Raw genomic sequence first — 23449 nt, 5'->3', positions numbered from 1 at the left:
ACATATGTGTACACCACGGGGCTTAACGCCCCGTGGTTTTTTATTGTGTTGATAGGTCAGAAATTGATGGAAAGCAATAATAAGCTAAAGCGTGGGCTGAGCACCCGGCACATTCGCTTTATGGCATTAGGTTCGGCAATCGGCACCGGCCTGTTTTACGGCTCGGCGGACGCCATCAAAATGGCGGGGCCGAGCGTGCTGTTGGCCTATATTATTGGCGGGGTCGCGGCATATATCATTATGCGCGCATTGGGGGAAATGTCCGTTCACAACCCTGCCGCCAGCTCATTTTCGCGCTATGCGCAAGAAAACCTCGGCCCGCTTGCGGGCTACATTACCGGCTGGACCTACTGTTTTGAGATCCTGATCGTCGCCATTGCCGACGTGACCGCGTTCGGCATTTATATGGGGGTCTGGTTCCCCGCCGTGCCGCACTGGATTTGGGTGCTTAGCGTGGTGCTGATCATTTGCGCCATCAACCTGATGAGCGTCAAGGTGTTCGGCGAGCTGGAGTTTTGGTTCTCCTTCTTCAAAGTCGCCACCATTATTATCATGATTGTCGCGGGTATCGGCATCATTGTGTGGGGAATTGGCAACGGCGGGCAGCCGACCGGCATTCATAACCTTTGGAGTAACGGCGGCTTCTTCAGCAATGGCTGGCTGGGAATGATCATGTCGCTGCAAATGGTGATGTTCGCTTACGGCGGGATTGAGATTATCGGTATCACCGCCGGGGAAGCGAAAGACCCGGAGAAATCCATTCCGCGCGCCATTAACTCAGTACCGATGCGTATCCTGGTATTTTATGTCGGCACGCTGTTCGTCATTATGTCTATCTATCCGTGGAATCAGGTCGGCACAAACGGCAGCCCATTTGTGCTGACGTTCCAGCATATGGGGATTACCTTTGCCGCCAGCATTCTGAACTTTGTGGTATTGACCGCCTCGCTTTCCGCTATCAACTCTGATGTGTTTGGCGTAGGCCGTATGCTGCATGGTATGGCGGAGCAGGGGAGCGCGCCGAAAGTCTTTGCCAAAACGTCACGCCGTGGTATTCCGTGGGTTACTGTGCTGGTGATGACGATTGCGCTGCTGTTTGCGGTTTACCTGAACTACATCATGCCGGAAAACGTCTTCCTGGTGATTGCTTCGCTGGCGACGTTTGCGACGGTATGGGTATGGATTATGATCCTGCTGTCGCAAATCGCCTTCCGTCGTCGTTTACCGCCGGAAGAGGTAAAAGCGCTGAAGTTTAAGGTGCCGGGCGGTGTCGTAACGACGATAGCGGGGTTGATTTTCCTGGTCTTCATTATTGCGCTTATCGGCTACCATCCGGATACCCGCATCTCACTGTATGTGGGCTTCGCCTGGATAGTTCTGCTGTTGATTGGCTGGATATTTAAACGCCGTCGCGACCGTCAATTGGCGCAGGCGTAGTCGTTTTTCTCTGCCTTATCCGGTCTGCAGGCAACGGTAGACCGGATAAGCGGAGCCGCTTCTCCTCCTGGAGCCTCCTCCCCTAATAAACCCCTGGATGATGAGTTATCCTTTAAATCTCTATGGCAAGGTGGCCCCATTTTCAGTAGAGGGGATACGAGATGTTGAATGCCTGGCACTTACCGGTTGCCCCATTTGTGAAGCAACATAACGATAAATTAACCATTACGCTGTGGCTGAGCGGAGAAAATCCGCCGTCTCGCGTGACGTTGCGCTCAGAATTCGATAATGAAGAAATCTCACTGGCGATGCGCAAACAGCGCCGCCAGCCGCAGCCGGGCGTGACGGCGTGGCGAGCGACGCTCAATATCGCGTTAGGGCAACCCCGTCGCCGTTACAGCTTTAAATTGCTTTGGCACGACCGCCAGCTTTGGTTTACGCCGCAGGGATTTAACCGCTTCCCACCGGCGCGTCTGGAACAATTTGCCGTTGATGTTCCGGACAGCGGCCCGCAGTGGGTCGCCGATCAAATTTTTTATCAGATCTTCCCGGATCGTTTTGCCCGCAGCGCGACGCGTGAAGCCGATCAGGACCGGGTGTATTACCATCATGCCGCAGGTCAGGAGATTGTGCTGCGCGACTGGGACGATCCTTTAACCCCCCTGGCGGGCGGTTCCACCTTTTACGGCGGCTGTCTGAATGGCATTTGTGAGAAGCTGCCGTATCTGAAAAAACTGGGCGTCACAGCGCTATATCTGAATCCGGTATTTACCGCGCCGAGCGTCCATAAGTACGACACGGAAGATTATCGCCATGTCGATCCGCAATTTGGCGGCGATCGGGCGCTGCTACGCCTGCGGCGTGAAACCCAGACGCAGGGCATGAGGCTGGTGCTGGATGGCGTGTTTAATCATAGTGGCGACTCGCATGCGTGGTTTGACAGGCATAACCGCAGCACTGGCGGCGCGTGCCATCACCCGGACTCGCCGTGGCGCGACTGGTACTCCTTTTCACCACAAGGCGTGGCGCTGGACTGGCTGGGTTATCCGAGCCTGCCGAAACTCGATTATCAATCAGAAACGCTGGTGGATGAGATCTATCGCGGTGAGGACAGTATCGTTCGTCACTGGCTAAAGGCACCGTGGAATATGGACGGCTGGCGGCTGGATGTCGTACATATGCTGGGCGAGGCGGGCGGGGCGCGCCACAATTTGCAGCACGTCGCCGGCATTACCCGGGCGGCAAAAGAAGCGCAGCCCGAAGCCTATATTGTGGGGGAACATTTCGGCGATGCGCGGCAGTGGCTACAGGCCGATGCGGAAGATGCCGCCATGAATTATCGCGGCTTCACCTTCCCGCTATGGGGATTTCTCGCCAATACTGATATCGCTTACGAACCACAGCATATTGATGCCCGGACCTGTATCGCGTGGATGGATAACTACCGCGCCGGGCTGTCACATCAGCAACAACTGCGCATGTTTAATCAACTCGACAGCCATGATACTGCGCGCTTTAAAACTCTGCTGGGTAAAGACGCGGCGCGCCTGCCGCTGGCGGTGGTCTGGCTGTTTACCTGGCCCGGCGTGCCATGTATTTATTACGGCGATGAAGTCGGCGTGGACGGTGCAAATGACCCCATGTGCCGCAAACCGTTCCCGTGGGATGAACGCAAGCAGGACGGCAACTTGCTGGCGCTGTACCAGCGTATGGCGAAACTGCGTCAGCGCAGTCTGGCGCTGCGTCGTGGCGGATGCCAGGCGCTGTATGCCGAAGGTGACGTAGTGGTATTCGTGCGAGTTTATCAGCAGCAGCGGGCGCTGGTGGCGATTAACCGGGGCGAGGCCTGTGAAGTTGCGCTGGAAGCATTGCCGTTGCTGAACGTGGCCGGATGGCAATGTAAAACGGGAAGCGGTAACATCCGCGAGGGAAGACTTAGTTTACCCGCGATTTCCGCGACCGTATGGATGAATCGTTGAGGCGAGGTGGTTCGTAACACCGCACGCATAAAAAAGGCTCGCATTCGCGAGCCTTTTATCAATGCACTGACTTACAGGCTGGAAATGTTCTCAGCCAGGTATTTAGCCACGCCGTCCGGAGAGGCGTTCATGCCTTCTTTGCCTTTTTCCCACTGCGCCGGGCAGACATCACCGTGCTCTTCGTGGAACTGCAGCGCGTCGACCATACGCAGCATTTCGTCGATATTACGACCCAGCGGCAGATCGTTTACGACCTGGTGGCGAACAATACCGTTAGCGTCAATCAGGAAAGAGCCGCGCAGCGCAACGCCTTCGTCCGGATGTTCGATACCGTAAGCTTTCTGAATTTCACGCTTCACGTCGGCGACCATTGCGTATTTCACCGGGCCAATGCCGCCTTTATCGACAGGGGTGTTACGCCATGCGTTGTGAACGAACTCAGAGTCGAAAGAAACGCCGACTACTTCAACGCCGCGCTTCTGGAATTCTTCATAACGTTTATCAAAGGCGATCAGCTCAGACGGGCAAACAAAAGTGAAGTCCATCGGCCAGAAGAACAGAACGGTCGTTTTACCATTGGTGTGCTGTTTGAAGTTGAATTTATCAACAATCTCACCGCTACCCAGTACCGCCGCAGCGGTGAAATCCGGGGCCTGACGAGTAACCAGTACCATAATAATTCTCCTGCAATATTAAGGGTTTTAGAACGCAACGCGGGCAGTATAGGGAGGGCGAAGCGACAAAACAATGCGGTCTTGACAATCAATGAGACAGCTTTTGCCTATCGATCGGGTCATTATAAATCGTAATGATGACCCCTTTATGACAGCGAACGATCTTTCTGCCAACGGCGGATCTGACGCACGCCCTCGCTATCAGGCCGTCACAGCGCTTTGCGGGCGGCCAGTGCCATCATACGCGGATAAAAATGCCAGAAGCGCTCTTCTAACGCGTCGTAGTGCGCGTCCAGATCGTACCAGGAATCACGCAAGGCATCCAGCCGGGGACGGCGATTCGCCATGCCATTCAGCACGTTTTGAATGAAATCCATATCGCGATACCGCTCTAACCATTTTTCTGACCAAAGATAATCATTCAGGTTGACAAAGCGCGGCGGGGAGTCGGGCAGAATCGTCGCGACCTGCGCATGGGCGTAGCCGACAAACGCCTGAAGTGGAAAATCAGGGGAGATTTGCGTCCAGTGGCGCGATAAAAAATGATCCCACATGACGTCCAGCGTAATGGGCGCCACGCGCCGCGTTTCATGGCGGAACCACTCTCGCGCCTCACGAACTTCCGGCAGGTTGTCGGTCATGACGTCAATACGCCGATGCATATAAATACCCTCTACCACGTCAGGAGGATAATGTGTTGCCGGGTTACCGCGGACAAAATCGGCCAGAAGATTACCGGAAAGCGAGCTGTCGGCAAGGTGCGCCAGATGCAGGTGAGCAAGAAAATTCATTATTGATTCTCTGTCCAAAAAGCGGGTAACGGTTGCAGCGGGAACGCCCCGGCACTAGACTACCCGCCTCTTATTTTAGTCTGAGTCAGAGTCATGCGCGTTACCGATTTTTCCTTTGAACTACCCGAATCCCTGATTGCCCACTACCCACAGCCGGAACGCAGTCGCTGCCGTTTGCTGTCATTAGAGGGGCCGACGGGCGCGCTGACGCACGGTACTTTCACCGATCTGCTCGATAAGCTCAACCCTGGCGATTTGCTGGTCTTCAATAATACCCGCGTGATCCCGGCGCGGCTGTTTGGCCGTAAAGCCAGCGGCGGCAAGATAGAAGTGCTGGTCGAACGTATGCTCGATGATAAACGCATCCTGGCGCATATTCGTGCTTCTAAAGCGCCAAAACCGGGCACGGAACTGCTACTGGGCGACGACGAAAGTATCCACGCGACCATGACTGCGCGTCACGGCGCTCTGTTTGAAGTTGAGTTTAATGACCCGCGTCCGGTGCTGGATATTCTCAACGCCATCGGCCATATGCCGTTGCCGCCGTACATCGACCGTCCGGACGAGGACGCCGACCGCGAACTGTACCAGACGGTCTACAGTGAAAAACCGGGTGCCGTCGCCGCGCCGACCGCGGGGCTGCACTTTGATGAGCCGCTGCTGGCGGCGCTTCGTGAGAAAGGTGTCGAAATGGCGTTTGTTACGCTACACGTCGGCGCGGGCACTTTCCAGCCAGTGCGTGTCGATACCATTGAAGATCACATCATGCACTCCGAATATGCTGAGGTGCCGCAAGAGGTGGTCGACGCGGTGCTGGCGGCGAAAGCGCGCGGCAACCGGGTTATCGCCGTCGGCACCACCTCGGTACGCTCACTGGAAAGCGCGGCGCAGGCGGCAAAAAGCGATTTGATAGAGCCGTTCTTCGGCGATACGCAAATCTTTATTTATCCAGGTTATCAATACAAAGTGATTGATGCGCTGATCACCAACTTCCATCTGCCGGAATCGACGTTGATTATGCTGGTTTCCGCATTTGCCGGTTATCAACACACCATGAATGCCTATAAGACTGCGGTAGAACAAAAATATCGCTTTTTTAGCTACGGGGACGCGATGTTTATCACGTACAATCCGCAGGCTATTTTTGAGCGTCCGTAAGAAGGCTATCTCACTTGCCATTTTGACGCCGGGCAGTGCTCGCCATCCTCACGTACTGCGTGTACGCTCCGGTGGTTGTGCGCTGGTCGACCCCAAACTGGCTGCGCCGATGACGCCTTCGGGAATTTATTAGCTATGGAATCATTCCGTAGCGAGTCGTTAAACGTCGGACTGTTTTTCTGACGCAGGAGTGATAATGAAATTTGAGTTAGATACCACCGATGGTCGCGCGCGTCGCGGTCGTCTGGTGTTTGATCGTGGCGTAGTGGAAACGCCTGCTTTTATGCCGGTGGGTACTTACGGTACGGTAAAAGGCATGACGCCGGAAGAAGTGGAAGCGACCGGCGCGCAGATTATTCTCGGCAACACTTTCCACCTGTGGCTGCGCCCGGGTCAGGAAATCATGAAGCTGCATGGCGATCTGCACGATTTTATGCAGTGGAAAGGGCCGATTCTCACCGATTCCGGCGGCTTCCAGGTCTTCAGCCTCGGCGATATCCGTAAGATTACCGAGCAAGGCGTGCACTTCCGTAACCCGATCAACGGCGATCCGATTTTCCTCGATCCGGAAAAGTCGATGGAGATCCAGTACGATCTCGGTTCCGATATCGTGATGATCTTTGATGAATGTACGCCGTACCCGGCAGACTGGGACTATGCTAAACGCTCGATGGAGATGTCGTTGCGTTGGGCGAAGCGTAGCCGCGACCGTTTTGATAGCCTTGGCAATAAGAATGCGCTTTTTGGCATCATTCAGGGCAGCGTTTACGAAGATTTACGCGATATCTCGGTGAAAGGTCTGGTAGAGATTGGCTTTGATGGCTACGCTGTCGGCGGTTTGGCTGTCGGTGAGCCGAAAGCAGATATGCACCGCATTCTGGAGCACGTTTGCCCGCAGATCCCGGCTGACAAACCGCGTTACCTGATGGGCGTGGGTAAACCGGAAGATCTGGTGGAAGGGGTACGTCGCGGTATTGATATGTTTGACTGTGTCATGCCAACGCGAAATGCCCGTAATGGTCATCTGTTTGTGACCGACGGCGTGGTGAAGATTCGTAATGCAAAGCATAAAAGCGACACCAGCCCGCTTGACGCCGAGTGCGATTGCTACACCTGTCGCAATTATTCACGCGCTTACTTGCATCATCTCGACCGTTGCAACGAAATATTAGGTGCGCGTCTCAATACCATTCATAACTTGCGTTACTACCAGCGTTTGATGGCGGGTTTACGCAAGGCTATTGAAGAGGGTAAATTAGAGAGCTTCGTAACCGAGTTTTACCAACGTCAGGGGCGACCCGTTCCACCTTTGAACGTTGATTAATTTTAATAATGAGGGAATTTGAATGAGCTTTTTTATTTCTGATGCGGTAGCGGCAACAGGTGCTCCAGCGCAGGGCAGCCCGATGTCTCTGATTTTAATGCTGGTGGTGTTTGGTCTGATTTTCTATTTCATGATCCTGCGCCCGCAGCAGAAGCGCACCAAAGAGCACAAAAAGCTGATGGACTCCATTGCGAAAGGTGATGAAGTTCTGACGAATGGCGGTCTGGTCGGTCGAGTGACCAAAGTAGCGGAAGCCGGCTACATTGCCATCGCGCTGAATGACACCACGGAAGTGGTTATCAAACGTGACTTCGTAGCTGCCGTTCTGCCGAAAGGCACCATGAAGGCGCTGTAATATTTCGTTTTCCCAAAGGGAACTGCCGTGTTAAACCGTTATCCTTTGTGGAAGTACATCATGCTGGTCGTCGTGATTATCGTCGGCCTGCTTTACGCACTTCCCAACCTGTATGGTGAGGATCCGGCTGTTCAAATCACTGGCGTGCGCGGCGTCGCCGCCAGTGAGCAAACGCTGATCCAGGTCCAGAAAACGTTACAAGAAGAAAAAATTCCCGCTAAGTCTGTGGCACTGGAAGAGGGCGCTATTCTTGCGCGCTTCGACACCACCGATACCCAGCTACGCGCCCGTGAAGCGCTGATGAGCGTGCTGGGGGATAAATATGTCGTGGCGCTTAACCTTGCGCCGGCTACGCCGCGCTGGTTGGCGGCTATTCACGCCGATCCGATGAAGCTCGGTCTTGATCTGCGCGGCGGCGTTCACTTCCTGATGGAAGTGGATATGGATACCGCGTTAGGTAAACTCCAGGAACAAAATATCGATAGCCTGCGCAGCGATCTGCGTGAAAAAGGCATTCCTTATACCACCGTTCGTAAAGAAAATAATTATGGGTTGAGCATCACGTTCCGTGACAGCAAAGCGCGTGATGAGGCGATCGCCTATCTGACGCCGCGTCATCGTGACCTGGTGATTTCCAGCCAGGGCGGTAATCAACTTCGCGCGGTAATGACCGATGCGCGCCTGAGCGAAGCGCGTGAATACGCCGTTCAGCAGAACATTAATATTCTGCGTAACCGTGTTAACCAACTGGGCGTCGCGGAGCCTGTCGTACAACGCCAGGGCGCAGACCGTATTGTGGTTGAGCTGCCGGGTATCCAGGATACCGCTCGCGCGAAAGAAATTCTCGGCGCGACCGCGACGCTGGAATTCCGTCTGGTGAATACCAACGTTGATCAGGCCGCCGCTGCTGCCGGGCGCGTACCGGGCGATTCCGAAGTGAAACAGACCCGCGAAGGTCAGCCGGTGGTATTGTACAAACGCGTGATCCTCACCGGCGACCATATCACCGACTCGACGTCCAGCCAGGATGAATATAACCAACCGCAGGTTAACATCTCGCTGGATAGCGCAGGCGGCAATATCATGTCTAACTTCACTAAGGACAATATCGGCAAACCGATGGCGACCCTGTTTGTGGAGTATAAAGACAGTGGTAAGAAAGACGCTAACGGTCGCGCCGTACTGGTGAAACAGGAAGAGGTGATTAACATTGCCAACATCCAGTCTCGGCTGGGTAACAGCTTCCGTATTACCGGTATCAGCAACCCGAACGAAGCGCGTCAGCTCTCGTTGTTGCTGCGTGCGGGCGCCCTGATTGCGCCGATTCAGATCGTTGAAGAGCGCACCATTGGCCCGACTCTGGGTATGCAGAACATCAAGCAGGGCCTGGAAGCCTGTCTGGCCGGTCTGGTGGTCTCCATCCTGTTCATGATCTTCTTCTATAAGAAGTTTGGTCTGATTGCGACCAGCGCGTTAGTGGCTAACCTGGTGTTGATTGTCGGTATCATGTCGCTGTTGCCGGGGGCAACGCTCAGTATGCCGGGGATTGCGGGTATCGTGTTAACCCTTGCGGTGGCGGTCGACGCCAACGTTCTGATTAACGAACGTATCAAAGAAGAGTTGAGTAATGGCCGCACGGTACAGCAGGCGATAAACGAAGGCTATGCCGGCGCGTTCAGTTCCATCTTCGATGCGAACATCACGACGCTGATTAAAGTCATCATTCTGTATGCTGTCGGTACCGGGGCAATTAAAGGGTTCGCGATTACGACCGGTATCGGTGTGGCGACGTCGATGTTTACCGCGATTATCGGTACGCGTGCTATCGTAAACCTGCTATATGGCGGCAAGCGCGTCACTAAGCTGTCAATCTGAGGAGTGCGATGTGGCACAGGAATACACTGTTGAACAACTAAACCACGGCCGTAAAGTCTATGACTTTATGCGCTGGGACTTCTGGGCATTCGGCATCTCCGGGCTGTTGCTGATCGCGGCCATTGTCATTATGGGCGTACGCGGGTTTAACTGGGGGCTGGATTTCACCGGTGGCACGGTAATTGAAATCACGCTGGAAAAACCGGCTGAAATGGACGTGATGCGCGAAGCGCTGCAAAAAGCGGGCTATGAAGAGCCGCAGTTGCAGAACTTTGGCAGCAGTCACGACATTATGGTGCGTATGCCGCCAACCGAAGGTGAAACCGGCGGTCAGGTACTGGGTAGCAAAGTGGTGACGATCATTAATGAAGCCACCAACCAGAACGCGGCCGTGAAGCGTATTGAATTCGTGGGGCCAAGCGTGGGCGCCGATCTGGCGCAAACCGGCGCCATGGCGCTGCTGGTGGCGTTGATCTCTATCCTCGTTTATGTCGGTTTCCGCTTTGAGTGGCGACTGGCGGCAGGGGTGGTCATCGCGCTGGCGCACGACGTGATCATTACGCTGGGGATACTGTCGCTTTTCCATATCGAGATTGACTTGACCATTGTGGCATCGTTGATGTCGGTGATCGGTTACTCGCTGAACGACAGTATCGTGGTCTCCGACCGTATTCGTGAAAACTTCCGCAAAATCCGTCGCGGGACGCCTTACGAAATCTTTAACGTGTCGCTGACCCAGACGCTACACCGTACGTTGATTACCTCCGGTACGACGTTAGTGGTAATTCTGATGCTGTACCTCTTCGGCGGTCCGGTACTGGAAGGCTTCTCGCTGACGATGCTGATCGGTGTCTCTATTGGTACGGCATCTTCTATCTATGTCGCATCGGCGCTGGCGCTGAAACTCGGTATGAAGCGCGAGCATATGCTGCAGCAGAAAGTCGAAAAAGAAGGGGCGGATCAGCCGTCCATCCTGCCGTAAGCTGGCGTTAAACATGACTGAAAAAAGCCGCAACATCGCAGGGTGCTGCGGCTTTTTATTATCCAGAATAAACTCGATTGCATGAGGAACTATCATGGCTATCATCCCAAAAAACTACGCGCGCCTGGAAAGCGGCTATCGTGAAAAAGCGCTGAAGCTGTTTCCGTGGGTGTGCGGACGTTGTTCTCGTGAGTTTGTGTATTCAAATCTGCGTGAGCTGACGGTGCATCATATCGATCATGACCACACCAATAACCCGGAAGACGGCAGCAACTGGGAGCTATTGTGCCTCTACTGCCACGATCATGAGCATTCCAAATATACCGAAGCCGATCAGTACGGTTCGACGGTCATTGCCGGGGAAGATGCGCAAAAAGATGTCGGCGAGGCGACTTATAACCCGTTTGCCGATCTGAAAGCGATGATGAACAAAAAGAAATAAGCAGACTGCTGACAAAGCTGTTGGTGCTGTTGAATGTTAGGTTACGCTTCGCTCCACCCAACGGAATCCGCAATATAAATGAACTATTGGTTTTCGTAGATCGGATGCAATCCGACATTTTTTCAGCCCCGGAGTTTGTCGTCAGCCCCCAAACGTCCTGTAACGCATACATTGTCACTGGAATCCCGATCGCAAGGTTGGGATTTTTTTGTTTTTAAGTCCTGCCGATACTGGCGAGCAGAGTAAAATCAGCGGTAAGCCGGGGCAACCCGGTGAGGCGCAATGTTGCGGGGGCTTGATCCCCGGTGGCCTTGTCGCTGGAAAGAGAAAACCCCCGCACATTGTTCGGTATTCACCGGCAACATTACGGGGGCTAACTTGACCCTAGACAAGTTGAGGATAGCCGCGAACCGTTGCCATTGCAACAAAGGCGGCAATATGACGATCTGGCACGATCTGGCGGCACCAACGCTGGTCGGGATTGCGACAGGTCTGTTTTTAGGCTGGTGGCATCGCCGGAAGTAATGTGAAGTGGGCGCGACTCGTCGCCGCATGGCAGCATGCGCCCGAAACGGGCCAGAGGGCGACCTCTGGCCTTTTTTGCAGGTTTAGAAGTTGTAACCCACGACCAGGTAGCCGCCCCAGCCGGTAGATTTCGCGCTGAAATCGCCGTCGCCCCAGTTCAGTTTTGCGCCATTCTGCCACTGTCCGCCGTTATGGAAGTAACGCGCAACGACCGAGTAGTGCCAGTGATCGTAGTTCAGCGCCAGGATATGGCTGGAAGCGATGGAGTTGCTGGTACGGTTCGGATCGTCGCCTAAATCAGATCCCCAGTCAAAGTTGGTAAAGCCGATATAGCTCAGTTTACCGCCCCACAGATCGGTGATGGGGACGAAGTATTTCACTTTGAAACGGTAGCCGTCCCATTCGTTTTCATTGGAAGCACCGTAGTTTTGCCACTGATATTTCGCATACACGTTCAGCGACAGGCCCATCGGCAGGCCGGTGTCGATATCGGTCCCCAGACCCATATACCACGTGCTCTGGCGGCTGGCTTTGTTATCGCCCATATCGTAGATGTAGTTGTTGGCGAAATACCACTCTTTAAACGGGCCGAAGCTCAGGTCTGCGCCGGTCAGCTTATCAATCGAGAAACGCGGTTCGATTTCCATGAACAGCGGAGAACCGTCGGACCAGATACCTTTATCGTTGCCGTTACCCCAATCAAAGGTTTTGGGAATATCGATATAGCCGTAGAAATCAAACCAGTCTTTTTTGGCAAATGCTTCATATTCCAGATAGACGTCGTTGTTCAATTTCGGCGAGAAACGGGTATGGTAGCTGCCTACCACGTTTACGCTCTGGTGCCACCAGTCGGACAAATACTGCGGCTGATCATTTTCTGCTGCGTTAGCAGTAAAAGATGAGGTGAGCGCCAGCGCTGCGCTGACTGCGAGTAAAGTTTTTTTCATATGTATGCCACTGTTTGAAATCCCTTGCGGGAGTGAAAAGAACGCAATTTGCGTTTCTAAATATTTCGTGTTTCTGCGGAGCCTATTATAAAAATCATTGCTCACAAAAATATGTCTTGTTTCACATATCTATCATTTACGTAATCGATTGCGTTCACGTTTGCGCACTTTAGGTGCGGCGACAGTACTATCTTTCATGAATATTACCAATCCATGTCATAAATGACGGAAATGTCAGTAGGGCAACAAAAGTCGCGCGGGGGATGTTGCGGAACGCACAAAACGCTCCGCCAGAACGTTTATTGATTAACAGGTTGAATATCATGGATGCGAATGAAGCCTAACTGCGCCGGTGTGATCCCCTTCAACGGTAACGAAATATTGACATCACTGGGCGCCAGCAAGCTGGCAGGGGCATTTACCAGAAGGCTCTGTGCATTCACCTCCTGATAGTTCTCCGTAGTGCCCTGAATTTGCCCGTACTCTACGGTAGCGCTGAATGCCGGCAGCGGATCGCGGGACTCGCCCTGAATGCGTAACGTTGCGTGAGCGCCGTCTGCGACAGGCGTAATCTCCAGCAATGTCATACGTAGCGTACCGATCTGACTCTCCAGCCGGGCAGGCGTATTGGCGCCAGGCAACAAATAGACGCCGCGGGTTGACTCCGCATTCAGCTTATTTTGTTGGGTAATTTTTACCGTTTCCTGATTCAGTTGGGTCATCTCTTTATTCAGGGTGCTAATGCTTTGATGCATCTGGCGAACTTCGCTCTGCGGCGCGCAGGCGGTCAGGCTCAAGAGACTTCCCACCAGGAGAATTCTTAGGTAACGTCTTGTCATGTCGATCATTTCCTTCGTGGTCCGATAGCGTAATGGTAGTGCGCTATACGCACAAAGGCACCGATCCTTTATCTCAAAAGCGCTCCGCCTTTGTTGTCGCGCCAGTTCAGGGTAAAATAGTGTTTTCTAAATCATCTGGTCAGGACGCCGTATGCATTGCCCATTTTGTTTCGCCGTAGATACCAAAGTCATTGACTCTCGTCTTGTAGGCGAGGGCTCGTCCGTGCGCCGCCGTCGGCAGTGCCTGGTGTGTAATGAACGCTTTACGACCTTTGAAGTGGCTGAACTGGTCATGCCGCGCGTGATAAAAAGCAACGATGTGCGCGAACCCTTTAATGAGGATAAGCTGCGTAGCGGCATGTTGAGAGCGCTGGAAAAAAGACCCGTCAGCGCAGATGATGTTGAAATGGCATTGAACCATATTAAGTCACAATTACGTGCCACTGGGGAGCGTGAAGTTCCCAGCAAGATGATTGGCAACCTGGTCATGGAGCAGCTGAAAAAACTCGATAAAGTCGCGTATATTCGCTTTGCCTCCGTCTATCGCAGTTTCGAAGATATCAAAGACTTTGGCGAAGAAATCGCTCGCCTACAGGACTAAGCCATGCAGGATGAGTTTTACATGGCGCGGGCGCTAAAACTGGCGCAGCGTGGACGTTTCACCACTCACCCGAACCCTAATGTCGGCTGTGTCATTGTTAACAATGGCGATATCGTCGGCGAAGGTTATCACCATCGCGCCGGAGAGCCGCACGCCGAGGTCCATGCGCTGCGGATGGCGGGCGCAAAAGCCAAAGGCGCAACCGCCTATGTCACGCTTGAACCCTGTAGCCATCATGGGCGAACGCCGCCATGTTGTGATGCGCTGATTGCGGCCGGCGTCGCGCGCGTGGTCGCCGCGATGCAGGACCCGAACCCACAGGTCGCCGGGCGTGGGCTGTATCGCCTGCAACAGGCGGGTATTGCGGTCAGCCACGGGTTAATGATGAGTGAAGCGGAGGCGCTCAATAAAGGCTTCCTCAAGCGGATGCGTACCGGATTCCCTTATCTTCAGCTTAAACTGGGCGCCTCCGTGGATGGACGGACGGCGATGGCCAGCGGCGAAAGCCAGTGGATCACCTCGCCGCAGGCCCGGCGTGACGTTCAGCGCTTGCGTGCGCAAAGCCACGCTATCTTAACCAGTAGCGCGACGGTATTGGCTGACGATCCGGCCTTGACGGTGCGTTGGGCGGAGTTAGACGCCTCTACGCAGGCGTCTTACCCGCAGGAAAATCTGCGCCAGCCGGTGCGAATTGTTATCGACAGCCAAAACCGGGTAACGCCTGCGCATCGTATTGTGCAGCAGCCTGGCGAAACGTGGATTGCGTGTACCCAGGAAGATAGCCGCGCGTGGCCCGATTCGGTTCGTACTATCAGCGTGCCGGCGCACAACGGACATTTGGATCTGGTTGTGCTGATGATGCAGTTAGGCAGGCAGCAGATTAATAGCATATGGGTTGAAGCCGGACCGGGACTGGCGGGCGCGTTGCTGCAAGCCGGGCTGGTGGATGAACTGATTGTCTATGTCGCGCCTAAATTGTTGGGAACCCAGGCGCGGGGATTATGCGAATTGCCGGGGCTTGAGAAGCTCGCCGACGCGCCGCAATTTACCTTCAGCGAAATACGCCATGTCGGCCCGGATGTTTGCCTGCATATGGTGAGCGCATGAGTTCTCCCGTCGAAAGGGGAGCAGCGCTCAAATTATTATGATAAAATCCGCCCCCCTGCGGGGCCAAATGAACCCTGGAAGAGAGAATATGAACATTATTAAAGCTAACGTTGCAGCCCCTGACGCTCGTGTCGCCATCACTATTGCGCGTTTCAATCAGTTTATCAACGACAGCCTGCTGGATGGCGCGGTTGATGCCCTGACGCGTATTGGTCAGGTAAAAGATGATAATATTACCGTAGTGTGGGTGCCTGGCGCCTATGAACTGCCGCTGGCGACCGAAGCGCTGGCGAAAAGCGGTAAATACGACGCCGTGGTTGCGCTGGGAACCGTGATTCGCGGGGGGACTGCGCACTTTGAATATGTGGCAGGCGGCGCCAGCAATGGCCTGGCAAGCGTTGCCCAGGACAGCGGCGTGCCGGTAGCCTTTGGTGTTCTGACCACCGAGAGTATTGAACAAGCCATCGAACGTGCTGGTACAAAAGCCGGTAATAAAGGCGCAGAAGCTGCGCTGACCGCGCTTGAAATGATTAATGTATTGAAAGCCATTAAGGCCTGATTTTTTGTAAGGGGAATTCCGTGAAACCTGCTGCTCGTCGCCGCGCCCGTGAGTGTGCCGTCCAGGCGCTTTACTCCTGGCAGTTGTCCCAGAACGACATCGCTGATGTTGAATACCAGTTCCTGGCGGAACAGGACGTAAAAGACGTCGACGTTCTCTATTTCCGTGAACTGCTATCCGGGGTGGCGACTAACAGCGCGTACCTGGATGGTTTAATGAAACCGTATCTGTCCCGCCTGCTTGAAGAGCTGGGACAGGTTGAAAAAGCCGTGCTGCGTATTGCGTTGTTTGAGCTGTCAAAACGCAGCGATGTGCCTTATAAAGTGGCCATCAACGAAGCGATTGAACTGGCGAAAACCTTTGGCGCTGAAGACAGCCACAAATTCGTCAACGGCGTACTGGATAAAGCAGCTCCGGTGATTCGTCCCAACAAAAAGTGATTCACAGGCCGGAAAGATAGCGGGCGATCGATACCCGCCGTCTCCGGCCTTTTCTTTTTTTCTGCTGAGGCATAACGTATGGCATGTGGCGAGTTTTCCCTGATTGCCCGTTATTTTGACCGTGTAAGAAGCTCTCGTCTTGATGTTGAAACCGGTATTGGCGACGATTGCGCGCTCCTGAATATTCCTGAAAAACAGACCCTGGCGATCAGTACCGATACGCTGGTGGCGGGCATCCATTTCTTACCCGATATCGATCCTGCCGATCTGGCGTATAAAGCGCTGGCGGTGAATTTAAGCGATCTGGCGGCGATGGGCGCCGATCCGGCATGGTTAACGCTGGCGCTCACGCTTCCTGACGTCGATGAGGCGTGGCTTGCCGCGTTCAGCGACAGCCTGTTTGAACAACTGGATTACTACGACATGCAGCTCATTGGCGGCGATACCACGCGCGGCCCGCTGTCGATGACGCTCGGTATTCATGGCCTTGTGCCAGCCGGTCGGGCGCTGAAACGTTCTGGCGCAAAACCGGGCGACTGGATTTATGTTACTGGCACGTTGGGCGATAGCGCTGCCGGGCTGGCGATTCTACGGGGTGATTTTCGCGTGGGAAGCTGGGGGGATGCCGACTATCTGGTCAAACGCCATCTGCGCCCGACGCCGCGTATTTTACAAGGACAGGCGCTACGCGATCTCGCCAGTTCGGCGATCGATCTTTCCGACGGTTTGATCTCCGATCTTGGTCACATTCTTCAAGCCAGCAACTGCGGCGCGCGAATCGATTTGGAGGCGCTGCCTGACTCCGAAGAACTGTGGGGACATGCCAATGATCCCGAACAAAAGCTTCGCTGGATGTTATCCGGCGGCGAAGATTATGAACTGTGCTTTACCGTCCCGGAGCTGAACCGTGGCGCGCTGGATGTCGCGCTTGGTCATCTGGGCGTGCCGTTTACCTGTATCGGGCAAATGACGGCGGATATCGAAGGGATCGCCTTTGTGCGTGACGGAGAACCTGTCACTTTTGACTGGAAAGGATATGACCATTTTGCCACGCCATAAAGATGTTGCGAAAAGCCGCCTGAATTTGCGCAATCCGTGGCATCTGCTCGCTACCGGCTTTGGCAGCGGGCTGAGCCCCGTGGTGCCGGGCACGATGGGCTCGCTGGCGGCGATCCCCTTCTGGTATTTGATGACGTTTCTGCCGTGGCAGCTTTATTCGCTGGTCGTGATGTTTGGGATCTGCATTGGCGTTTATCTTTGCCATCAGACGGCGAAAGATATGGGCGTACACGACCACGGCAGTATTGTCTGGGATGAATTTATCGGTATGTGGATAACGCTAATGGCGTTGCCGACGACGGACTGGCAGTGGGTGGCAGCCGGGTTCGTTATTTTCCGCATTCTGGATATGTGGAAACCCTGGCCGATCCGTTGGTTTGATCGCAACGTGCACGGCGGCATGGGGATTATGATCGATGATATCGTCGCCGGGGTGATATCCGCCGGCATACTGTATTTTATCGGTCATCACTGGCCGCTCGGTATTATTTAAAGGGTTTGCCGGATGGCGGCGTAAACGCCTTATCCGGCCTACCCCCGAACAATATGTCGATTTCACAGGCCCGATAAGCGCCGCGCCATCGGGCAATGGCGGATTATTTAAATCCCACCACCGGATGCTGTTTGTACGGCGTTTCGAGTTCAGCAATCTGCTCCGGTTTGAGCGTTAAATCAACGGCATTCAGCAACTCATCTAACTGCTCTTCACGCGAAGTGCCGATAATCGGCGCGGCGACGCCTCGTTTACTGAGTAGCCAGGCCAGCGCGACCTGCGCTCGCGTTGCGCCAAGCGCCTCGCTGACGCCAGCCAGCCGTTCCGCTATTTGCGCATCATTTTTATCGCTTTCAGCGTATAAATTTTTGCCCACGTCATCCGAGACCAGCCGGGCCGTGGTTTCTCCCCAGGGGCGAGTTAAGCGCCCGCGCGCCAGCGGGCTCCACGGAATCACGGCGACGCCTTCCTGCCAGCACAGCGGTAGCATCTCACGCTCTTCCTCGCGGTAGATCAGGTTATAGTGATCCTGCATGGTGACAAACGGCGCCCAGCCGTGTTGTTTTTGTAGCGCCAGCGCCTGGGCAAATTGTGAGGCGTGCATTGAGGAAGCGCCGATATAGCGGGCTTTACTCGCCTTCACCACGTCGTTTAGCGCTTCCAGAGTTTCTTCTATCGGCGTGGTGTAATCCCAGCGGTGGATTTGCAGGATATCGACATACTCCATTCCCAGACGGGTGAGGCTATCGTCAATAGAGCGCAGGATTTGCGCGCGGGACAATCCTTCCGGCAGATCGCCGACGCGATGGAAGACTTTCGTCGCTACCACCACCTCGTCGCGCCGGGCGAAATCACGCAGCGCGCGGCCGACAATCTCTTCGCTGCTGCCGTCGGAGTAGCTGTTGGCGGTATCAAAAAAGTTAATGCCGCCCTCAAGGGCGCGCTTGATGATGGGACGGCTGCTCTCTTCGGGAAGCGTCCAGGCGTGATTGCCGCGACTCGGCTCGCCGAACGTCATACAGCCCAGACAAAGGCGGGACACCTGAAGATCTGTATTTCCTAACGTGTTGTATTGCATGACTCCGCTCCTGTTATACCCGTCACTCTTCAAGCATAGCAGGAGCAAAGAGGGGATTATGCCAGCCAGGCCTTGATTTTGGCTTCAATGCCTGCGGCGTCAAGGCCCAGTTCCGCGCGGGCTTCTTCCTGCGTTCCTTGCGGGATAAAGAAATCCGGAAGACCGATATTCAGCACAGGTACAGGTTTACGATGGGCCATTAGCACTTCGTTTACGCCGCTGCCAGCGCCGCCCATAATGGCGTTTTCTTCCAGCGTCACCAGCGCGTCATGCTGCGCGGCCATCTCCAGAATTAACGTGTCGTCCAGCGGCTTAACAAAGCGCATGTCGACCAGCGTGGCGTTCAGCGCTTCGGCGACTTTCGCCGCCTCAGGCATTAAGGTGCCAAAGTTCAGAATCGCCAGTTTTTCGCCATGACGCTTCACAAGGCCTTTACCAATAGGCAGTTTTTCCAGCGGGGTTAGCGCCACGCCCTGCGCATTACCGCGTGGATAACGTACTGCCGTCGGGCCGTCGTTATAGTGATACCCGGTAAATAACATCTGGCGACATTCGTTTTCGTCGCTTGGCGTCATGATCACCATATCCGGGATGCAGCGCAGATAGGAGAGATCGAACGCGCCCTGGTGTGTTTGTCCATCCGCGCCAACGATACCGGCGCGATCGATGGCGAACATGACCGGCAGTTTCTGGATAGCGACGTCATGGATGACCTGATCGTAGGCGCGTTGCAGGAAAGTAGAGTAGATCGCCACGACGGGCTTATAGCCGCCAATCGCCAGACCTGCGGCGAAGGTGACGGCATGCTGCTCGGCGATGGCGACGTCAAAATAGCGATCCGGGAATTTACGTGAAAATTCCACCATGCCGGAACCTTCGCGCATTGCCGGGGTGATCGCCATCAGCTTGCTGTCTTTGGCGGCGGTTTCACACAGCCAGTCACCGAAGATTTTTGAATAACCTGGCAGACCGCCGCTGCTTTTCGGCAAACATCCGCTGGAAGGATCAAATTTAGGCACCGCATGGAAAGTGATCGGATCTTTTTCCGCGGGCTCATAGCCGCGGCCTTTCTTGGTCATGATATGCAGGAACTGCGGGCCTTTCAGGTCGCGCATGTTCTTCAATGTGCTGATAAGCCCCATGACATCGTGACCATCGACCGGCCCGATGTAGTTAAAGCCCAGCTCTTCGAACAGTGTTCCCGGCACAACCATGCCTTTAATATGTTCTTCGGTACGCTTGAGCAGTTCTTTAATTGGCGGTACGCCGGAGAAGACCTTTTTTCCGCCTTCGCGCAGAGAAGAGTAAAGCTTACCGGAAAGTAGCTGCGCCAGATGGTTGTTGAGCGCGCCGACGTTTTCCGAAATTGACATTTCATTGTCGTTCAGAATGACCAGCATGTCGGGCCGGATATCGCCTGCGTGATTCATTGCTTCAAACGCCATACCGGCGGTGATGGCGCCGTCGCCAATCACACAGACGGTGCGGCGATCTTTGCCTTCTTTCTCCGCCGCTACGGCAATACCGATACCGGCGCTGATGGAGGTGGAGGAATGCCCAACGCTCAGGACATCGTATTCGCTTTCTCCGCGCCACGGGAACGGGTGCAGACCGCCTTTCTGACGAATGGTGCCGATTTTGTCGCGACGACCGGTAAGGATTTTATGTGGATAAGCCTGGTGTCCAACATCCCAGATTAGCTGGTCAAACGGGGTGTTGTAGACATAATGCAGCGCCACGGTAAGTTCTACCGTGCCCAGCCCGGAAGCGAAGTGCCCGCTGGAACGGCTTACGCTGTCGAGTAAGTAGCGGCGTAGCTCGTCGCAGAGTTTCGGCAGACTCTCTTTCGGTAACAGTCGTAACTCCTGGGTGGAGTCGACCAATGCCAGGGTAGGGTATTTGGCTATATCAAAACTCATCGCAAGCTCATTGGATATGGGGTTTATTTATCACGCTGGATTATGTAGTTCGCTAGCGCTTCCAGTGCCGAGGTGTCCAGTGATTGCGCGGCCAGCTGATGTAACGACTGACGGGCGTCCTCTATCAGGTCCCGGGCTTTATTCCGGGCTTGCTCAAGACCCAGAAGTGCAGGGTAGGTACTTTTGCCAAGCTGCTGGTCTGCGCCCTGACGTTTACCTAACGTTGCAGTATCGCCCACCACATCCAGAATGTCATCCTGAACCTGGAAGGCAAGGCCGATACTCTCTGCATAGCGGTCAAGTATCGGCAGAGTATTCCGTCCTTTATCGCCCGCGCTCAACGCGCCAAGTCTAACGGCGGCGCGAATGAGCGCGCCGGTCTTATGGCGATGAATGCGTTCCAGCGCGTCCAGAGTGATCCGCTGGCCTTCTGCCGCCAGATCCAATGCCTGACCGCCGCACATACCGGCGATGCCGCTGGCGTTCGCCAGTTCGGCGATCATCGCGATACGATCGCGATCGGCGACTTCCGGCATCGGCGCGTCGCTGATAATGGCAAACGCCAGCGTCTGCAACGCGTCTCCCGCCAGGATTGCGTTGGCTTCGCCAAATTTAATATGGCAAGTCGGCAGGCCGCGACGCAAATCGTCATCGTCCATTGCTGGCAGGTCGTCATGGATCAGCGAATAGGCATGAATGCATTCGACCGCCGCAGCTGGCGCATCCAGCGTTGCCGTACTGACGCCAAACATTTGACCGGTGGCGTAAACCAGAAATGGCCGCAGGCGTTTACCGCCTAATAATGCGCCATACTGCATGGCTTCGACCACGGGAGTGTTCTGAAAGGGCAGTGGCGCGATAAAACGGCTCAGCGCCTGATTCGCTTGCGTTACGCAAGCCTGTAGCTGCTGCGTAAAGTCCATTTACTCATTATCCGCGATAAAAGGCTCAGGTGAAGCCTCTTCATTATCAGACAGCAAAATTTGCACGCGCTGTTCCGCCTGCTGCAGTTTTGCCTGCCCCTGACGCGCCAGTTGTACGCCGCGCTCGAATTCATTCAGCGCGTCTTCCAGCGGCAAATCGCCGCTTTCCAGGCGGGTAACAATATGTTCCAGCTCGCTCAGCGCAGTTTCAAAGCTGGCGGGCGCCTCATTTTTCTTCGGCATGATGACTGTTTGACTCTCTGTAATGGCAGCACAAGTCTATGGTAACGGACTCACACTGATAAGCAAATAACGCGCAATGGTAAGGGGAAATGCGCAAGATGTCCGTGATAGTGATATACTTCCGCGCCTGGATGCAGCCGTAGGTATGGGCTGCTGTACTATTTCTCCACGACAAGCCTTAGATAGCTTGCTAAAGAACCATTGCCGCCATGAAGTTTATCATTAAATTGTTCCCGGAAATCACTATCAAAAGCCAATCTGTGCGTTTGCGCTTTATAAAAATTTTAACCGGGAACATCCGTAACGTTTTAAAGCACTACGATGAGACCCTCGCGGTTGTCCGTCACTGGGATAACATTGAAGTTCGCGCCAAAGATGAAAACCAGCGTCTGGCGATTCGCGACGCGCTGACCCGCATTCCGGGGATTCACCATATTCTTGAAGTCGAAGATGTGCCGTTCACCGATATGCACGACATTTTCGAGAAAGCGTTGGCGCAGTATCGCGAGCAGCTTGAAGGCAAAACCTTCTGCGTGCGCGTAAAACGTCGCGGTAAGCATGAGTTTAGTTCCATTGAGGTGGAGCGCTATGTCGGCGGCGGATTAAATCAGCATATTGAATCGGCGCGCGTGAAGCTCACTAACCCGGATGTGACGGTGCATCTGGAAGTGGAAGATGATCGCCTGCTGCTGATCAAAGGGCGTTATGAAGGTATTGGCGGTTTCCCGATTGGCACCCAGGAAGACGTGCTGTCGCTGATCTCCGGCGGTTTTGACTCCGGCGTCTCCAGCTATATGCTGATGCGTCGCGGCTGTCGCGTACACTACTGCTTCTTTAACCTCGGCGGCGCGGCGCATGAAATCGGCGTTCGCCAGGTGGCGCATTACCTGTGGAACCGCTTTGGCAGCTCCCATCGCGTGCGTTTTGTGGCGATTAACTTCGAACCGGTGGTCGGCGAGATTCTGGAGAAAGTTGACGACGGCCAGATGGGCGTGGTGCTCAAACGTATGATGGTACGCGCGGCGTCGAAAGTGGCGGAACGTTACGGCGTACAGGCGCTGGTGACCGGCGAAGCGCTGGGCCAGGTGTCCAGCCAGACGCTAACCAACTTGCGCTTGATCGATAACGTGTCTGACACGCTGATCTTGCGCCCGCTGATCTCTTACGATAAAGAGCACATTATCAACCTGGCGCGCCAGATTGGTACGGAAGATTTTGCCCGTACGATGCCGGAATACTGTGGCGTGATTTCAAAAAGTCCGACGGTGAAAGCCATTAAAGCGAAAATTGAAGCCGAAGAAGAAAATTTCGACTTCAGTATTCTCGATAAGGTGGTAGAAGAAGCGAGCAACGTCGATATTCGTGAAATCGCCCAGCAGACCCAGCAGGAGGTGGTGGAAGTAGAAACCGTGAGCGGTTTTGGCGCCAACGATGTGATTCTGGATATCCGTTCTGTCGATGAGCAGGATGACAAGCCGCTGAAAGTGGAAGGCGTCGACGTCGTTTCGCTGCCTTTCTACAAGCTGAGCACTAAATTTGGCGACCTCGATCAGAGCAAAACCTGGCTGCTATGGTGCGAACGCGGCGTAATGAGTCGCCTGCAGGCGCTCTATCTACGCGAGCAGGGGTTTGCCAATGTGAAGGTGTATCGCCCGTAATTCCTTTGCCGGGTGGCGGCTATGTCCTACCCGGCCTATCG

At 54.4% G+C, this 23449-nt stretch carries 24 protein-coding genes and 1 pseudogene; 16 read left to right on the top strand and 9 right to left on the bottom strand.

Annotated elements, in window-relative coordinates:
- The first annotated feature begins 66 nt into the window (after positions 1-66).
- The gene (proY, locus tag EOS98_RS17105) at positions 67-1437 is read left to right on the top strand and encodes a proline-specific permease ProY (protein ID WP_001555879.1); all 1371 of its coding nucleotides are present in this window, start codon (positions 67-69) and stop codon (positions 1435-1437) included.
- A gap of 161 nt (positions 1438-1598) precedes the next feature.
- Positions 1599-3416, top strand: coding sequence for a maltodextrin glucosidase (gene malZ / locus EOS98_RS17100; protein WP_126524234.1), 1818 nt, complete (start codon positions 1599-1601; stop codon positions 3414-3416).
- Positions 3417-3487: 71 nt separating this feature from the next.
- Here malZ and EOS98_RS17095 read toward each other — a convergent pair whose 3' ends face one another.
- On the bottom strand, positions 3488-4090 hold the full coding sequence (locus tag EOS98_RS17095; protein ID WP_000244731.1) for a peroxiredoxin: 603 nt from the start codon (positions 4088-4090) through the stop codon (positions 3488-3490).
- Between the two features lie 209 nt (positions 4091-4299).
- On the bottom strand, positions 4300-4881 hold the full coding sequence (gene acpH, locus EOS98_RS17090; protein ID WP_126524233.1) for an ACP phosphodiesterase: 582 nt from the start codon (positions 4879-4881) through the stop codon (positions 4300-4302).
- Between the two features lie 93 nt (positions 4882-4974).
- On the opposite strand from acpH, the gene queA reads away from it, so the two are divergent.
- The 7 genes from queA to EOS98_RS17050 all read left to right on the top strand — a co-directional run bounded on the left by queA (position 4975) and on the right by EOS98_RS17050 (position 11542).
- Positions 4975-6039, top strand: coding sequence for a tRNA preQ1(34) S-adenosylmethionine ribosyltransferase-isomerase QueA (queA, locus tag EOS98_RS17085; protein ID WP_001266529.1), 1065 nt, complete (start codon positions 4975-4977; stop codon positions 6037-6039).
- A gap of 196 nt (positions 6040-6235) precedes the next feature.
- Positions 6236-7363, top strand: a complete 1128-nt coding sequence (tgt, locus tag EOS98_RS17080) for a tRNA guanosine(34) transglycosylase Tgt (protein ID WP_000667305.1) — start codon at positions 6236-6238, stop codon at positions 7361-7363.
- A gap of 22 nt (positions 7364-7385) precedes the next feature.
- Positions 7386-7718, top strand: a complete 333-nt coding sequence (gene yajC / locus EOS98_RS17075; protein WP_000007628.1) for a preprotein translocase subunit YajC — start codon at positions 7386-7388, stop codon at positions 7716-7718.
- A 27-nt stretch (positions 7719-7745) separates the two neighbouring features.
- Complete coding sequence (gene secD / locus EOS98_RS17070) at positions 7746-9593, top strand: protein translocase subunit SecD (protein WP_000934808.1); 1848 nt, start codon at positions 7746-7748, stop codon at positions 9591-9593.
- A gap of 10 nt (positions 9594-9603) precedes the next feature.
- On the top strand, positions 9604-10575 hold the full coding sequence (gene secF, locus EOS98_RS17065; protein ID WP_000046629.1) for a protein translocase subunit SecF: 972 nt from the start codon (positions 9604-9606) through the stop codon (positions 10573-10575).
- Between the two features lie 94 nt (positions 10576-10669).
- Positions 10670-11017, top strand: a complete 348-nt coding sequence (gene yajD / locus EOS98_RS17060) for an HNH nuclease YajD (RefSeq protein ID WP_000974818.1) — start codon at positions 10670-10672, stop codon at positions 11015-11017.
- A 438-nt stretch (positions 11018-11455) separates the two neighbouring features.
- A complete protein-coding gene (locus EOS98_RS17050; protein ID WP_126524438.1) occupies positions 11456-11542 on the top strand; it encodes a type I toxin-antitoxin system toxin Ldr family protein in 87 nt (28 codons plus the stop codon).
- Between the two features lie 83 nt (positions 11543-11625).
- Here EOS98_RS17050 and EOS98_RS17045 read toward each other — a convergent pair whose 3' ends face one another.
- Positions 11626-12489: a nucleoside-specific channel-forming protein Tsx gene (locus tag EOS98_RS17045; protein ID WP_000752021.1), complete on the bottom strand. Its 864-nt coding sequence runs from the start codon at positions 12487-12489 to the stop codon at positions 11626-11628.
- A 299-nt stretch (positions 12490-12788) separates the two neighbouring features.
- The gene (locus tag EOS98_RS17040; protein ID WP_000198486.1) at positions 12789-13328 is read right to left on the bottom strand and encodes a DUF3251 domain-containing protein; all 540 of its coding nucleotides are present in this window, start codon (positions 13326-13328) and stop codon (positions 12789-12791) included.
- Positions 13329-13479: 151 nt separating this feature from the next.
- On the opposite strand from EOS98_RS17040, the gene nrdR reads away from it, so the two are divergent.
- The 6 genes from nrdR (at position 13480) to pgpA (ending at position 17587) form a co-directional block, all read left to right on the top strand.
- Positions 13480-13929, top strand: a complete 450-nt coding sequence (gene nrdR, locus EOS98_RS17035; protein WP_000543533.1) for a transcriptional regulator NrdR — start codon at positions 13480-13482, stop codon at positions 13927-13929.
- A gap of 3 nt (positions 13930-13932) precedes the next feature.
- Positions 13933-15036 carry a bifunctional diaminohydroxyphosphoribosylaminopyrimidine deaminase/5-amino-6-(5-phosphoribosylamino)uracil reductase RibD gene (gene ribD, locus EOS98_RS17030; RefSeq protein ID WP_126524232.1) on the top strand — a complete coding sequence of 368 codons (1104 nt, stop codon included), beginning with the start codon at positions 13933-13935 and terminating at the stop codon, positions 15034-15036.
- A gap of 88 nt (positions 15037-15124) precedes the next feature.
- Entirely contained in the window at positions 15125-15595 is a 471-nt protein-coding gene (gene ribE / locus EOS98_RS17025; RefSeq protein ID WP_001021372.1) for a 6,7-dimethyl-8-ribityllumazine synthase, read from the top strand.
- Positions 15596-15615: 20 nt separating this feature from the next.
- Entirely contained in the window at positions 15616-16035 is a 420-nt protein-coding gene (gene nusB / locus EOS98_RS17020) for a transcription antitermination factor NusB (RefSeq protein ID WP_000801129.1), read from the top strand.
- A 78-nt stretch (positions 16036-16113) separates the two neighbouring features.
- A complete protein-coding gene (gene thiL / locus EOS98_RS17015) occupies positions 16114-17094 on the top strand; it encodes a thiamine-phosphate kinase (RefSeq protein WP_000752133.1) in 981 nt (326 codons plus the stop codon).
- The gene (pgpA, locus tag EOS98_RS17010) at positions 17072-17587 is read left to right on the top strand and encodes a phosphatidylglycerophosphatase A (protein ID WP_000154063.1); all 516 of its coding nucleotides are present in this window, start codon (positions 17072-17074) and stop codon (positions 17585-17587) included. The genes thiL and pgpA overlap by 23 nt, the downstream gene beginning before the upstream one ends.
- Positions 17588-17591: 4 nt before the next feature.
- On the opposite strand, the pseudogene EOS98_RS25140 reads toward pgpA, so the two are convergent.
- The 5 genes and pseudogenes from EOS98_RS25140 to xseB form a co-directional block, all read right to left on the bottom strand.
- A pseudogene (locus tag EOS98_RS25140) lies at positions 17592-17683 on the bottom strand (hypothetical protein); the annotation flags it as partial.
- 7 nt (positions 17684-17690) lie between these two features.
- Complete coding sequence (locus EOS98_RS17005) at positions 17691-18665, bottom strand: aldo/keto reductase (protein WP_126524231.1); 975 nt, start codon at positions 18663-18665, stop codon at positions 17691-17693.
- 56 nt (positions 18666-18721) lie between these two features.
- Positions 18722-20584, bottom strand: a complete 1863-nt coding sequence (dxs, locus tag EOS98_RS17000; protein ID WP_000006777.1) for a 1-deoxy-D-xylulose-5-phosphate synthase — start codon at positions 20582-20584, stop codon at positions 18722-18724.
- 23 nt (positions 20585-20607) lie between these two features.
- Positions 20608-21507 (bottom strand): (2E,6E)-farnesyl diphosphate synthase, encoded by a 900-nt coding sequence (gene ispA / locus EOS98_RS16995; protein ID WP_000348074.1) that lies wholly within the window; start codon positions 21505-21507, stop codon positions 20608-20610.
- On the bottom strand, positions 21508-21750 hold the full coding sequence (gene xseB / locus EOS98_RS16990) for an exodeoxyribonuclease VII small subunit (RefSeq protein WP_001124944.1): 243 nt from the start codon (positions 21748-21750) through the stop codon (positions 21508-21510).
- A 209-nt stretch (positions 21751-21959) separates the two neighbouring features.
- On the opposite strand from xseB, the gene thiI reads away from it, so the two are divergent.
- Positions 21960-23408 carry a tRNA uracil 4-sulfurtransferase ThiI gene (gene thiI, locus EOS98_RS16985; protein ID WP_000668655.1) on the top strand — a complete coding sequence of 483 codons (1449 nt, stop codon included), beginning with the start codon at positions 21960-21962 and terminating at the stop codon, positions 23406-23408.
- Positions 23409-23449: the final 41 nt, after the last annotated feature.

Origin of the sequence: Salmonella sp. SSDFZ69 (assembly GCF_004010755.1) — a bacterium.
GTDB classification, from domain to species: Bacteria; Pseudomonadota; Gammaproteobacteria; order Enterobacterales; family Enterobacteriaceae; genus Salmonella; species Salmonella enterica.
The sequence above is the reverse complement of the archived record's forward strand: the minus strand, read 5'-3'. Positions and strand labels throughout refer to the sequence as shown.

Bases quoted from the DNA above. Each gene is read 5' to 3' on its own strand.
- proY (WP_001555879.1), top strand. From the start codon at position 67: ATGGAAAGCAATAATAAGCTAAAGCGTGGGCTGAGCACCCGGCACATT.
- malZ (WP_126524234.1), top strand. From the start codon at position 1,599: ATGTTGAATGCCTGGCACTTACCGGTTGCCCCATTTGTGAAGCAACAT.
- EOS98_RS17095 (WP_000244731.1), bottom strand. From the start codon at position 4,090: ATGGTACTGGTTACTCGTCAGGCCCCGGATTTCACCGCTGCGGCGGTA.
- acpH (WP_126524233.1), bottom strand. From the start codon at position 4,881: ATGAATTTTCTTGCTCACCTGCATCTGGCGCACCTTGCCGACAGCTCG.
- queA (WP_001266529.1), top strand. From the start codon at position 4,975: ATGCGCGTTACCGATTTTTCCTTTGAACTACCCGAATCCCTGATTGCC.
- tgt (WP_000667305.1), top strand. From the start codon at position 6,236: ATGAAATTTGAGTTAGATACCACCGATGGTCGCGCGCGTCGCGGTCGT.
- yajC (WP_000007628.1), top strand. From the start codon at position 7,386: ATGAGCTTTTTTATTTCTGATGCGGTAGCGGCAACAGGTGCTCCAGCG.
- yajD (WP_000974818.1), top strand. From the start codon at position 10,670: ATGGCTATCATCCCAAAAAACTACGCGCGCCTGGAAAGCGGCTATCGT.
- EOS98_RS17050 (WP_126524438.1), top strand. From the start codon at position 11,456: ATGACGATCTGGCACGATCTGGCGGCACCAACGCTGGTCGGGATTGCG.
- EOS98_RS17045 (WP_000752021.1), bottom strand. From the start codon at position 12,489: ATGAAAAAAACTTTACTCGCAGTCAGCGCAGCGCTGGCGCTCACCTCA.
- EOS98_RS17040 (WP_000198486.1), bottom strand. From the start codon at position 13,328: ATGACAAGACGTTACCTAAGAATTCTCCTGGTGGGAAGTCTCTTGAGC.
- nrdR (WP_000543533.1), top strand. From the start codon at position 13,480: ATGCATTGCCCATTTTGTTTCGCCGTAGATACCAAAGTCATTGACTCT.
- ribD (WP_126524232.1), top strand. From the start codon at position 13,933: ATGCAGGATGAGTTTTACATGGCGCGGGCGCTAAAACTGGCGCAGCGT.
- ribE (WP_001021372.1), top strand. From the start codon at position 15,125: ATGAACATTATTAAAGCTAACGTTGCAGCCCCTGACGCTCGTGTCGCC.
- thiL (WP_000752133.1), top strand. From the start codon at position 16,114: ATGGCATGTGGCGAGTTTTCCCTGATTGCCCGTTATTTTGACCGTGTA.
- pgpA (WP_000154063.1), top strand. From the start codon at position 17,072: ATGACCATTTTGCCACGCCATAAAGATGTTGCGAAAAGCCGCCTGAAT.
- EOS98_RS17005 (WP_126524231.1), bottom strand. From the start codon at position 18,665: ATGCAATACAACACGTTAGGAAATACAGATCTTCAGGTGTCCCGCCTT.
- dxs (WP_000006777.1), bottom strand. From the start codon at position 20,584: ATGAGTTTTGATATAGCCAAATACCCTACCCTGGCATTGGTCGACTCC.
- ispA (WP_000348074.1), bottom strand. From the start codon at position 21,507: ATGGACTTTACGCAGCAGCTACAGGCTTGCGTAACGCAAGCGAATCAG.
- xseB (WP_001124944.1), bottom strand. From the start codon at position 21,750: ATGCCGAAGAAAAATGAGGCGCCCGCCAGCTTTGAAACTGCGCTGAGC.
- thiI (WP_000668655.1), top strand. From the start codon at position 21,960: ATGAAGTTTATCATTAAATTGTTCCCGGAAATCACTATCAAAAGCCAA.